This window comes from Paenibacillus chondroitinus NBRC 15376 (assembly GCF_004000765.1).
Lineage (GTDB): Bacteria > Bacillota > Bacilli > Paenibacillales > NBRC-103111 > Paenibacillus_E > Paenibacillus_E chondroitinus.
On record NZ_BILW01000020.1, the window covers coordinates 1 to 13,399 of the forward strand.

6 protein-coding genes are annotated in these 13,399 nt (G+C 47.9%); 2 read left to right on the top strand and 4 right to left on the bottom strand.

Annotated elements, in window-relative coordinates; translation table 11 throughout:
- Positions 1 to 490: 490 nt before the first annotated feature.
- On the bottom strand, positions 491 to 1,906 hold the full coding sequence (locus tag PCH02S_RS20950) for an S-layer homology domain-containing protein (RefSeq protein ID WP_127455904.1): 1,416 nt from the start codon (positions 1,904 to 1,906) through the stop codon (positions 491 to 493).
- A gap of 501 nt (positions 1,907 to 2,407) precedes the next feature.
- Between PCH02S_RS20950 and PCH02S_RS20955 the strand changes: the two genes are divergently transcribed.
- Together PCH02S_RS20955 and PCH02S_RS20960 are read left to right on the top strand one after the other, a co-directional pair.
- Positions 2,408 to 5,716: a S8 family serine peptidase gene (locus tag PCH02S_RS20955; protein ID WP_127455905.1), complete on the top strand. Its 3,309-nt coding sequence runs from the start codon at positions 2,408 to 2,410 to the stop codon at positions 5,714 to 5,716.
- A 45-nt stretch (positions 5,717 to 5,761) separates the two neighbouring features.
- On the top strand, positions 5,762 to 9,991 hold the full coding sequence (locus tag PCH02S_RS20960) for a S8 family serine peptidase (protein ID WP_164819654.1): 4,230 nt from the start codon (positions 5,762 to 5,764) through the stop codon (positions 9,989 to 9,991).
- Between the two features lie 133 nt (positions 9,992 to 10,124).
- Here the strand turns inward: PCH02S_RS20960 and PCH02S_RS20965 are convergent, their stop codons facing one another.
- From PCH02S_RS20965 to PCH02S_RS20975, 3 genes are all read right to left on the bottom strand, one after another.
- The gene (locus tag PCH02S_RS20965) at positions 10,125 to 10,982 is read right to left on the bottom strand and encodes a carbohydrate ABC transporter permease (RefSeq protein ID WP_127455907.1); all 858 of its coding nucleotides are present in this window, start codon (positions 10,980 to 10,982) and stop codon (positions 10,125 to 10,127) included.
- A gap of 20 nt (positions 10,983 to 11,002) precedes the next feature.
- Positions 11,003 to 11,890, bottom strand: a complete 888-nt coding sequence (locus PCH02S_RS20970; protein ID WP_127455908.1) for a carbohydrate ABC transporter permease — start codon at positions 11,888 to 11,890, stop codon at positions 11,003 to 11,005.
- 90 nt (positions 11,891 to 11,980) lie between these two features.
- The gene (locus tag PCH02S_RS20975) at positions 11,981 to 13,237 is read right to left on the bottom strand and encodes a sugar ABC transporter substrate-binding protein (RefSeq protein WP_127455909.1); all 1,257 of its coding nucleotides are present in this window, start codon (positions 13,235 to 13,237) and stop codon (positions 11,981 to 11,983) included.
- Positions 13,238 to 13,399: the final 162 nt, after the last annotated feature.

Sequence of the window (13,399 nt, forward strand, 5' to 3'; positions counted from 1 at the left end):
TATTTCATCGAAATAGGCTCCTCCTCACGTGGAGAAGAACTGACGTCCTCTATTTGTCCGTTTCTTGAAAAAATCGGGATTAAGTCGTCAAATAGGGCCCTGGAGTTCCGCTTGAACGCGGAAACGGGCTTAATTTGTTAGAATAGCGCCCTGTAGCTCCTCTAGGTGGCCAACCATCTTACCTCTCTTATGAGAATGCCCCTTCCGCCAAATGTCCCAGTAACGCTGAATTTTTAGCGGCGTTGGGTGGTTTTCCACCGCCAAAATTCGCTCCCAATGTGCTCTTAACAAGCTAAACTACGGAGGGGAAGTAACTCCTCCAATGATTCCTTTCGTATCTGCCTTGACAAACGCGCTCGTCCTAAAAGGACGACGAAGTCGTTTATCCTTGTTTTATGGGGCGGGGATGCTGGAGGCGGGCGGAGTATAGGTAACTCCAGGTTAAAAAAGAGAGGCGCTGAACGCGTCCTCTCTCTGCAGTCATGTATCTTTATTTATTGTTCGGCAGCGCTTTGACAGCTGCAACAGCATTGTTTGCGATTTCCGTTGCATCAACACGGGTAATGTCAGCTTTTGGATTAAAGGTGCCATCTGGATTTAATTTAACGATTTTAAGAGCGATCGCTGTTTGAATGGAACCTGAGTGTAAAATGTCGATCTGGTCATTGTCTTTAATATCAACAGGAACGACCTTGATCATAGGCAGTTTGCCGCTTGATTGAAGCGTCTGAACGAGCAGATTTGTGAATGACTCACGAGTCATTTTGGAATTCGGGTCAATCTTGATGTTAATGTCTGCATCCACGAGTCCAAGTGTTTCCGTGATCAGTCTTACGCCTTCCGTTGCAGTAATGGCTGCACCTGGATCTGAATGCACTTGGTGAGATTTCAAATAGTCAACAACCTTAGTTGTAATTTCAGTTGCATCAGCACGAGTAATCTCAGCTTTAGGATCGAACTTGCCATCCGAATTCAACTGCACGGCACCAATGGCAATCGCTGTTTGGATAGCGCCTGAATTTAAGATGTCGATCTGGTCGTTATCTTTGATATCAACTGGAACGATCTTGATCATAGGTAGTTTGCCGCTTGATTGAAGCGTCGTAACGAGCAGATTCGTGAATGACTCACGAGTCATTTTGGAGTTCGGGTCAATCTTAATTTTAATGTCTGTATCAACAAGTCCCAATGTCTCAGTAATCAGCTTCACACCTTCTGTGGCTGTAAGGGCTTCAGTTGGAGCCGCGGGCGCTTGGTGAGCTTTCAAATATTCGATGGCGTTGAAAATTTCTTCTGCTGCATCCGCGCGAGTGATTTCGGCTTTTGGATTCATTGTTCCATCTGCACTCAATTTGATTACCCCATAGTTAATTGCGCGTTGGATGGATCCGGAATATTCAACGGTAATTTGATCGTTATCTTTAATATCTACAACAACCGGATTAATCAGCGGCAGCTTACCGTATGTTTCCATAGCGCGAATGAGCTGATGCGTGAACTGTTCGCGGGTTAAAGTTGCATTAGGATCTAAATCTTTTGGTAGCTCAACATTGTTGACGGCAGCCGTGATAAGCGCATTGGCATACCAAGAATCATTAGTAGCTTTAACAAAATAATCAGTTGCTTTTGGCTCTTTTACGAATTTCACCAAATCCAGATTGAGTTTGAATGCATTAACAAGCAATTGAACGCCTTGTGCTTCTGACATCGCGGCTTGTGGAGCAAACAACTCAGGCGTGATGCCGGATACGATACCGCTTTGTTGTAGGGACATGATTTTGTCCTTGGCTGCAACCTTATCCAAATCCGTAAAGCTTGGCGCTGCTGCGAAGCTTTGTCCTACAAGCGTTAAAGAGAAAACAGCAGTGGCTGCTGATAGAGTCATCGTTTTGAATATTTTTTTCATGAAATTCACCTCATAATAGTTTGTCTATTTCTTTCACAATCTCATAAACGGGGGGCTGAAAGAAAAGGTTGCAAACTTTTTAAAAAAAATTTACTAACTCTCAAATGATAGTATTATCACAATTTGTGTTAGTATTTTTGCACAAATGCTCCAAAAATTATAAGAAATTAAACCTATTGACTCTTCAGATTAAGCAAATATATAATAATCTCAGAATTTGGAAGGGTTGTGTCAGGTTTAATGACATATTTTCTGATTCGCTTCTCCAGTCGTTCGTGAACTGCAAGCAAGGTCGTCGGCCGCTTAGCAGACCGTTGGTGCTGTGGAAGAACACACTTAGAGGATGGGGGTGTATCAGGACCAATATCCGAATTGTTTTTTTAGGCTGCACGAGAGAAATGCGAAGTTAAGGATAGGATACTTACTTACTAGTAGATTGGTGTTATTTTAAAGCGCTTTCATTTTGGAATTTAACCAAATATGTGAAGGAAGTGACAAGACTTGACCAGGAAAAGTAAGAACATGGCATCCGCTCTTCTTTCATCGATGCTGCTATTTGGAGTTGTGACGCCATCTTTAGCTGTGCAACCCGAAAAAAACGATCCGATTAGAAAAAGTCAATGGTCGGAAGGACAAGCTTCCCTTGACTCAACGATTTCCGTTGAATCACACACGAATAGTTCGCTGCAGGAAACCGGCCAACAGCCCTCATTCGTCAACTCACTGCCTGAAAAGCAGAAGTACGCCGCCGATCATGTCATCGTCAAGTACCGCTCAGAACCTAATTCGGTATATGCAGACGCGCTGTCCAAGCAAGTAATTGGCGCAAGCCCGTTGGCCGTTCCCAATGCGAAGCTGCTGAAACTAGCGGCAGGAGCCGACGTTCCTGGCGTAATTCAAGAACTTCTCAAGGATCCGAACGTTGTCTATGCGGAACCCGATTATCAAGTGTCAAGCGCAGTAAATCCGCAAACGTTCCGTCCGGTCAATGTCCCGAGCCAATCAGCTGTCTCGGCTGCGGACTCGGGTGACGACTCACCGCCATTGCCGAATGATCCGCTGTTTCATGAGCAGTGGGCATTGAACAACACCGGTCAAGATCTCAATGGAGGCGTGGTGCCGGGAGGCACGTCCGATATAGACATGGATTTGCCGGAAGCTTGGCAGATCACCAAGGGCAGCAAAGATGTAACCGTTGCTGTCATCGGCACGGGAGTGAAACTCGATGTCCCCGATTTGGTCGGCCAAATATGGACGAACGAGAAGGAAATCCCGGACAACAACATCGATGATGATGGCAATGGACTGATCGATGATGTGAACGGATGGGACTTTGCGCACGGCGACAACACATTGTTCGATACGATTGACGGGCTCAATGATGTCTATGGCACCACGGTTGCCGGTCAAATCGCAGCTAAGATGAACAATGGAGAGGGGATTGCCGGAGTTGCGCCTAATGTGAAGGTGATGCCTATCAAGGTGACTTCTGAAGCGGGAGGTTACTTTACAGATGTAGTGAATGCCATTCAATATGCCGAAGAGAACGGTGTCAAGATCGCCACGCTTGGGATCGTGTACACCTACAGAAGCAAGTTGATTGAAGACGCGATCAATGCTTCTCCTATGTTATTCGTGGCTCCAGCCGGCGAAAGTGGCGGTGCAATTATGAATGCGGATGTCAGTCCTGTATACCCGGCCGCATATCCGAGTTCGAACGTACTGTCGGTCACAGGTGTTAACATTATTGGTACCATGTCCTTAGGCGCGGCGCGCGGACAAGCCTCCGTCGATGTGGCTGCGCCGTCCGAGCTTATAATTTCGACGTCGCCTGACGTAAATGCCGGTTACGCCGCCCAGATAGATAACGGCGTCTACAAAGCTTATTACAACGGCATCGGATTTGAAGAAATTCCGATCGATACACCTGAAACAGCGGGGCAGCGGCAAGATATGTTTAATCGCGCCATGACCTACCTCAAGCCGGTTGACGGAGTCGAACCGAAAATCTTACTCGTGAACGACAGCCGCCGCAGCGGTGGAGAAATCGGTCCGATGTACGAGAGCGATCCATTTGCCGTTTATAAAGGGTTGCTTGAGAACGCCGGCTATACCTACGAAACCTTTGAAACACCGGATGAGTCCTTCGATGGTCCGCCGCTTGAGCAGTTAAAGCAATATAACGTTGTTGTTTGGTTCTCGGGTACGGCAGCAACTGCCAACAATTCGAAGTTGATAACGGATGTCGATCAAGACAATTTGACTCGTTATCTCACGGGTGGCGGTCATTTAATGCTAACAGGCCAAGATTTAATTGACCAAAGTTTAAATTCTAAGTTTGTACTTGATGTTTTAGGAATCAAGCTCGTCAAAGAAGGCGGGTACATTTTTAAAACGTGGGGAGTTCCCGGCACCATTTATGATAATCAAACCTATAGGCTGATGGATGTCTCGCTTTTTTACGACACGGTTATCAGCAATAAGCCCGAGATGACTACCATCAATCTCAAGAACAGCAATGGTAATTACTCTTATTCCCAAGGAACATTGTACGCTGCCGCCTACGCTGCAGGGGTAGCTGCGCTGGTAGAAAGCCAGAACCCGGCGATGGACGTTTTGGATATTAAGCAGCGCGTCGTGAATAGCGGCAAAACGCTAAGTGATTTAAAAGCGAATACCGTGAGCGGCAAATTAATAAGCGCTTATCGCGCGCTATGGAATAAGGACATCCCTGGCATGTCGTTGCTGGATTCCTCTGTCAACGCTCGACTCGATCAGGCGAACGACCCGAATCATGTTTATTCGGTTGAGCTGAATGCCGGTGAAGAAGCAACCTTCTCCCTTGCTGGCGCTGCGGAAACGGATTTTGATCTCATTTTATACGATTCTTCCGCTAAAACCGTGCAAAGCAAGGAAGGGGCGGTCGCATTTTCCGAAACCGCAGGCAAGTCATCTGAATCGATTACGTACCGGGCTGACAAGACGGGAACCTATTACATCAATGTTTACGCCGTAGCCGGAGCAGGCAACTACACGTTGAACGTTCGATACAGCAATGAGTCTGAATCCATTGAAGATGAAGACCCTACGCTCCATTACGATGGAAACTGGGCTGCGCTTTCGGGTCCTTCTTATTCCCAAGGAACGATCAAACAGCTTACCGGAGATGGTTACGTCCAATTCGGATTTAAAGGCAATATGTTTGAATGGATCGGTACGAAGAACGACGCACAAGGCATCGGCGAAATATGGATTGACGGCATTATTTCAGGCTATGCCGATCTATACAGCAAGACGCCGCAGTCGAAGCAGTCGCTTTTCAAAACGGTGCTGCCTAACGGACATCACGATGTAGTCATTCGATCCTCAGGCGGCGGAGGTCAAAAGAAGAGTATTAATGTGGATGCCTTCCATTTATCAGGATTAATTTCACCTACTCATGCTGCGGCTAACTATATAGGCCCTTGGGCAACCCGGTATGGTGCCAACTATCCCGACGGGGTGCAGACCTACACAACGACGCCTGTTAGTTCCGCCGAATTCACGTTTACGGGCACAAAGGTCACCCTGTGGTCGACGACGGGCAGCAACCGTGGCAAAGTAAATATTTATATCGACGGAATCTCCGTAACACCGGTTCCGATCGATCTATACAGCGAGAGTCTACGTTATCGGGTGCCTGTCTTTATGTCGGGTGAGTTGTCAAATAGCATGCACAAAATCAAGATCGTGCATGCGGGAGAAGCCAATTCCAAGTCGAGCAACAGCATTGTTACCATCGACGGTTTGGACGTCGAGAACTTACGCTAGCCTGCGAGGAAGCTTTTAATCTGATCCGAAATGGGGTACCTGAACGTGAAACGATCACTATTCAAAAAAACGCTGTCGCTCGCGATGATCTCTGTGCTAGCCGGGAGTCTCGTCACGACAAGTTTACCTACCGCCTATGCTGCTCCCCGAGAAAAGACCACCTTCGTGACTACGGAAGGCTTGAAATCAATTACCCGTCTGCTGAAGGATTCTGAAGCGGGCCCCAAAGTGAATTCGGTTCCGAGCCAAGCGCGCGTTGCCGAAGACATTAATACGACTTCCTCGGAAGAGATTAAAGTCATCGTTCAATTGAGCGGCCAGCCTGCTGCCGTCGGGCAGTATGCCGCCAAACTCGGTTACAAGCTACTAGCTGCAGAAGCCAGCGAGATGACTGTGCAATCGGAACAAGATGCGTTCGTAAGCAACGCACGGACAAGCAGCATTCCATTTACGATTGAACGCAGCTTCAACACCGTCCTAAATGGGCTGGAAGTCACGATTCGCGCTAATCTGATCCCGCAGTTGGCCAAGCTTCCTGGCGTGAAGTCAATTTATAAAAACGTCATCTATTATCCGATCGAGGAGAGGGACAGCTTTCTAGCTGCCGTTGGCTCGCCTAATTTCGATACGGTTCCGCTTGAACAAATCGGGGTCTTGAAGGCGTGGGAGCGCGGGTTAACAGGCGAAGGCTTGAAAGTTGGCGTCATTGATACCGGCGTCGATTACCTTCATCCCGATCTGGCCGGTGCTTATGAAGACGGCGGTTACGATGCGATCAATCAAGATGACGACCCTTATGAGGACTTGCCGATTAATGACTATGAAGGCTCCCACCATGGTACGCATGTCTCAGGTACTATCGTTGGCACGGCTTCGAATCCGACATCTGATCGCGTGCAGAAGGGGATTGCTTATAAAGCCAAGCTTTATGCTTACAAAGTGCTCGGGCCGGACGGCGGTACTTCTGCTCAAGTCATCGACGGGATTGAACATGCTGTCGAAGACAAGATGGATGTCATCAACCTTTCTCTGGGAAGCGATTTGGAAAAGGACCCTGACTCCCCAGATGCGGTTGCAGTGAATAATGCTGTTTTGGCAGGCGTTGTGGCTGTTGTGGCCAATGGCAATGCCGGTACTGGAGCCCACTACTATTACTCCATGGGCTCGCCGGCATCTTCACAATTGGCGATCTCCGTGGGTGCAGCGACCAGCGACGGCAATCGCGTCACGGGATCTGTGTATAGCGCAGTTAGCTCGGATGTATATGGCGAAGCCCCATTGCTGGGTTCTGATGTCAATATGAGCTTGATGAGCTGGACAACAGGGCAAGAAAAGTTCAACGAGATGTTCGGAGCCGATCCGATTCAAGGTGTATACGTCGGTCTTGGCGCTGATTCCAATTATGATGACCTTAGCCCTGACTTCCTGGCTGATAAAATCGTCTTTATCTCCCGTGGGCTCTTAACTTTCGATGAGAAAGTGAAGCTAGCCGCCAAGCACGGCGCGAAGGCTGCCGTCATTTTCAATGGCAACAGCAGGGATACAATGGATGGTACGGTACCCGATTTGTCTGAGGTTATACCTTCGCGCGACGGTCCGATCGGACCTGTTGGTTTCCTGGGCGACGGCTATGACTATATTCCGACATTCGACATGCCGGGTAAAATGGGACGTGCAATAGCCCGTGAGCTGACAGCCCATCCGAATCACACGCTGAAATTCACAATTAAGAACGACTTTCGTACTTATTTCGTAGCTGGAGACCGCATGGCGGATTTCAGTTCCAGAGGACCTAATTCCGATGGTAATTATGGCATTAAGCCGGACCTGAGCGCTCCTGGGGTTCAAATCTTCTCATCGGTGCCGGCTTATGGCAAAGTGAATCCAGACGCCAGTTATGACAAAGCCTATGCGAGACTAAGCGGTACGAGCATGGCAGCGCCTCATGTGGCGGGACTCGCCCTTCTGCTCAAACAAGCGCATCCAGAGTGGACGCCGTTCGACATTCGTGCGGCATTGGCAAATACGGCGGATGAGATCCGTAATGAAGACGGAACGTTGTATGACGTTTATTCGCAAGGCGCAGGACGGGTTGACGTCATGAACGCGATCGATACACACGCCATCCTTGAATCTCTTGACGAGATTACGACCTACGACAACAAAATGAATCCGACCGTAATCCCGAGTCAAGCGACAAGTGTAAGCTTTGGGAAGTTGTCTCCGGGCGCTGAAGCCGTGAAGAAGCCGCTTCGCGTGAAGAATGTGTCGAGTACCCCGGTTACATACAAAACGCAAGTTGTGATGCATCCGTCAGTAACCTCCGAGCCCAATAATCCCATTCCTACGCCGGATTCCAGCGCAATCCTAATGGGATTGGAGGGACTTGAGGCTAACAAGATTACGTTGGAAGCAGGTGCTCAATTCGATTTTAACCTCTCTGGGAAGGCCATCCCGAACGCGCCGGCAGGTGTGTATGAGGGCGAGGTTTTACTGGAGAGTGAAGGAATTCCATCTCTTCATTTGCCGTTCGTCATTCACGTTGGAGATCAGTCTGACGGCAATGAATTTATGATTCAAAACATGAAGCTCAGCAGCGCAACGGTGTCCAAAGACGCACCTATCGATATTACCGCAATGCTTCCAACCAAAGAAATCAATCATCTGTATGCCGCACTCTACGATATGAATAATGAAATGGTGGGCACTGTTGCGGAGATTTTTGATCTGGACGAAGAGAAGGACGTCTTGAAGCCGCTCCCTACGAATATCATTATTCCGGAGTTTGATGGTTCCTATGCCATTGGCATCGATGAATTCACCAGCAACAAGGTGACAGCTTATCTCCCGGAAGGCCGTTATAAAATGGTACTCATAGGTTCAGTGTATAACGAGAATTATGAGCTTGTGGACCAAACAGCAACATTCAAAACATTCTACATGAACAGTGAAGTTATCGGAGATGCGCCTAACCCGCCGACGCCGAATGAGCCAGATGACCCGTATCATCCACCGGTTTCCGGACCAGGTCCTGTCATGCCGAGCGGAGCGGCGTACAATAAGGAGGTCGCTGCATCGGTGCTTACAGCTGGGCAAACCAGTGTTTCAATCGCGTCGCTCACGAGTCTGGTAGGCACGCAATTATCTGTTTCGATGACAGATGCGGAACTGCAAAAAGCACTGGAGCAAACAAAGCAAACTTCCATTGCGTTAACAATTGGAGCGGCATCCGATAATGCCAACGCTGCTCAGTTGAAAGTAACGGCTGCACAAGCGAAGATGTTGAAGGAAGCTGGGGTGAAGGGGTCCATTGTCTTTAATTGGAACGATGCCTCTATCGCTTTACCGCTATCCGTCTTAGAGGAATTGCCTGCAGGAGCAGACTTAGTAATCACGATTAAGAAGGACGAAAGCAGCAAGACGGAATTTACTAAGCAAATGAAAGATGCATCTATTCTTGGTACGCCTTATCTCTTCGAAGCAAGCAGCTTGAAGCTCGGTGCAGCCGAACCTCTTACGCTGAAAGCCGATCAGGTGGTCACTAGATCTTTTCTCATCGAGAAAGGCATGGATGCAAAATCGGCCGGCGCGTTGTATTTGGAGAATGGCCATGTCTATCCCGTACCGGCAAAAGTCACACCTGCAAGTGATGGGGCATCTATAGTAACAGTACGTCGTCCGGGCTTCTCCACGTATGCGGCTGCCGTAAGAAAGGTAACATTTACGGATATTGATACGTCTTGGGCACGCGATAAAATTGAGTCACTTGCGGACAAATTCCTGCTGAACGGCACGTCTGACCATATCTATTCACCAAAGGTCAACGTGACGCGTGCTCAATTCGCGTCGATGCTCGTCCGGGCACTTGGCTTGCAAGTTCAAACGGAAGCCAGCCCTTTCCGTGACGTGATGAGCAGCGACTGGTTCGCTAACGATGTGACAACAGCCTTCAAGGCGGGTCTTGTCACAGGCGTGGAAGCGGACCAGTTCCAACCGAATGAGACCATTACCCGTCAAGATTTGACTGTGATGCTGGCTAGAGCGATTAAGCTTATTGGCCTGCAGACACCAAAACAATCCGGCAATTCCGCTTATGCCGATGCTCCGCAGTTCAGCACCTATGCGCAAGAGAGCATTCAAGCTGTGACGGATCTTGGATTGATGGAGGGCTTTGAAGCTGACGGTAAGCTCTATTTCGGCCCGGCCGATGCTACAACGCGTGAAGCAGCTGCTAAGGTTCTGCAGATTCTGCTGCAAGCATCTGGACGGATGTAGGTTTACCCGTCCCATTAACTTCAGAGGAACTGCCGAGCATCGTTCGGCAGTTCCTTTTTCAAGTTTCACATTTGAATGGGAGCTGGGCATACGAAAAAACTGGAAAGCCGCATGGGCTCGCCAGTTCGTTCAATTACTTCATACCTGAAGTGGTGTAATTTTCAATAATGTGTCTTTGGAAAATGATGAAGATGACAATGATCGGAGCGACCATCAGGGTAGCGCCGGCCATCTGTAAAGCAAAGTTTTGGTTGGATTGGCTTTTCAACAAGGAGAGGCCAACGGATAAAGTGTATAGCTTTTCATCGTTCGCGATGATCAAAGGCCAGAGGAAGCTGTTCCAGCCCGCGATGAAGGTCAGAATGCCCTGGACGGACAGAATCGGTTTCGAAATCGGCAGCACGATTTGCAAGAAGGTACGGAATTCACCTGCTCCTTCCATACGGCCGGCTTCGAGCAATTCATCCGGAATGGTGACCATGAATTGTCGGAACAAGAAGATGCCGAACGCGCCGACAAGGCCTGGCAAAACAATACCAATCATCGTGTTTGTCAAATGCATCGCATTAAGGATGAGATAAACCGGAATCATGGTTACCTGTCCGGGAATCATCATGGTCGCAAGCACGATGTAGAAGAGCGCTTTGCTTCCTTTGAAATGATATTTAGCAAATCCGAAGCCTGCCATAGCGTTCAGAAACATCCCGAAGAAGGAGAATACAACAATACTGAGCGTATTCCCCAGATAGACACCGAAGTTCATGCTGACGAACAGCTTTTTCACATTAGCGAGCGTAAAAGCATTAGGCCACAGTGTAGGCGGGATACTGAGCACTTCGCTTTCCGATTTGAAGGTTGACAAGACCATCCAAATAAATGGCAGCAGCATCGCGAGCCCGAATACAGTCAGAACAATGCCGGCTAACCATTGGAGCAGCCGATCGTTCGATCCCGAACCTGCTGACGGGGTTGATGCAGATTTTGCGGACATGATTTATGCCCCCTTTCTCATTAAAGATCCGTGTCTTTGTTCTGGAAGCGGAATTGAATCAGTGTCACGATGATGATGGAGAAGAACAGAATGAATGATCCAGCTGCCGCATAACCGAAGTGGCTTAATTGGAAACCATTGCGATAAATGAACAGGGCGACGGAAGTCGTGCTGTCTAAAGGACCGCCTTGCGTCATAATGAAAGGCTCCTCGAAAAATTGCAGCCAACCAATCATCGTCGTGATCGAGACGAAAAAGATGGCAAAACGCAGCATCGGGATCGTAATGTACCACATTTGCTGCAAACGGGTCGCCCCGTCTAGCTCCGCTGCTTCGTAGTTGGATTTCGGGATCCCTTGCAGACCGGCGATGAAAATAATCATATTGAGGCCAATGGCTCTCCACAACGCTAGTAATATCAGCGATATTTTCGCAACGATAGGGTGGGTCAACCAAGGAACAGGTCCAAGGTGAACCAATTTGAGCAAGTAATTTAATAATCCGAATGTCGGATTGTACAGGTAGAACCATACGACAGCGACGGCAACGACGTTGGTCACGGAAGGTAGGTAGTAGACGACTCGGAACGCTTTGAAGATCCGGGAAGTTCCGAAATTAATAAGGATAGCGACGCCAAGTGAACAGAGGATAACCAGAGGAACCCCGATCACAACGTAAAACAACGTATTGTAGATCGCTTTTATAAAAATCGAGTCAGAAAGTACATCCTTGTAGTTTTGCAGGCCAATGAATTTGATGTTTGAATAATCGGCTAATCCGGCCAAATCCATATTCGTGAAGCTGATCACCAAGGCAATCAGGATCGGTATTACAGAGAATAAGGTTAATAAAATAAGTGTTGGAGCAATAAAGAAATAGGGCGCTCTTTTGGCGGCAGATCCCTTCATGACAAATCCTCTCCTTTCCGAGGGATGAAGTGCTTGCAGCATTGAACAGCTAACCGACAAAAGCCGGCTAGCTGTGTAGTAGATAGTTTGTTATTTGGAAAGGATGGATTCGGCTTTTTTATTGAAAGCATCCAATTCGGTTTGAACGTTAGCGCCGCCGCGATAAATATTTTCAAAAGTTTTCAAAAAGTTTTGAGCGATTTCTTCCCAAGATTTGATCAGAGGCATCGGCTCGGAAGCGTTCATTTGTTCCCCAATCACTTTGTAATTCGCATCGTTTGTTAGAGCAGGATCTTCCCAAGCTTTTTTCGTTGCCGGCAATGTGTTAGTTAGTTTCAGCCACTCCAACTGTGTTTCAGGCTTGCTCATATAAGCCAAGAACTTGAGAGCTTCGTCTTTATGCTCTGTGTATTGGAAGACGGACAGATCCGAACCGCCTAAGGCAGAGATGTTGTTTTGTTTCTTAGGCAGAACCGCCGTTGCCCATTTATCCTTAATGTCAGGAGCTTGATCATTGATCAGTTTGATCATCCATGGTCCGCTGATGAACATTGGCGTAATCCCTTTTTGGAATGCCGGAACGATATCCATGCCAAGGTCTTTCGGTGCAGAACCATTTTTGAAGAAGCTGTTCAAGTAATCAACTGCGCCAACGAATTCAGGTTGGTTGAAAAGAGGTTTGTTACCGTCCAGCAGCTTGGAACCGTTTTGACGTGCGAACATGAATTCTAAGGACTGTTCTTTTGGATCGATGCTAATTCCGTAGTTGCCGTTGCCGCGTGCAGCCAGTTTCGTAGCGGCGTCGGACAGCTCGTCCCAAGTTTTCGGTGCTTCGTTATAACCAACGGATTTTAAGAGATCAGTGCGATAGTAAAGGACACGAGTATCGATATACCAAGGAACACCAACGACCGCGTCGCCTTGTTTGGTTGTGTTGACGGCTCCAGGATAGAAGTTCGCTTCAGCGAATTCGGGATATTTGCTCAGTTCCGGCTTCAAATCCATCAATGCTTTGGCGGATGCGAACTCCGGAATCCAGGTAGTCCCCATTTGAAGGACGTCCGGTCCTTTCTTGGAGGCAACGGCTGTCAGCAATTTGTCATGCGCCGTGTCCCAAGGCAGAGCTTGTACATTAACTTTAATAGTTGGATTTTCTTGCATGAATTTTTCTGCGATTTTCGGAAGCGATTTGGCTTCTTCCCCCATACCCCAAACATTCAATGTGACTTGCGAGCCGCCTGCTGCTGGACTTCCAGAGCTTTGCGGCGTGCTTTTCGAAGCACATCCTGTAAGAACTCCCGCTACCAACAAAGTGCCGGCCATTACTGTGGTGATTGATTTACGCATTTCCTTTTCCTCCCAGTTGTTCTTCGTTTGTTTAATAGGGTGCACGCTTATTCATGAAAATATTAGTTATATATATACATTTTTTAACCGGATACTTTCAGGAATAAAATCAGATTCCCTACTAAATAATAGAAATACAATACGTTATACCATCCATCTGTG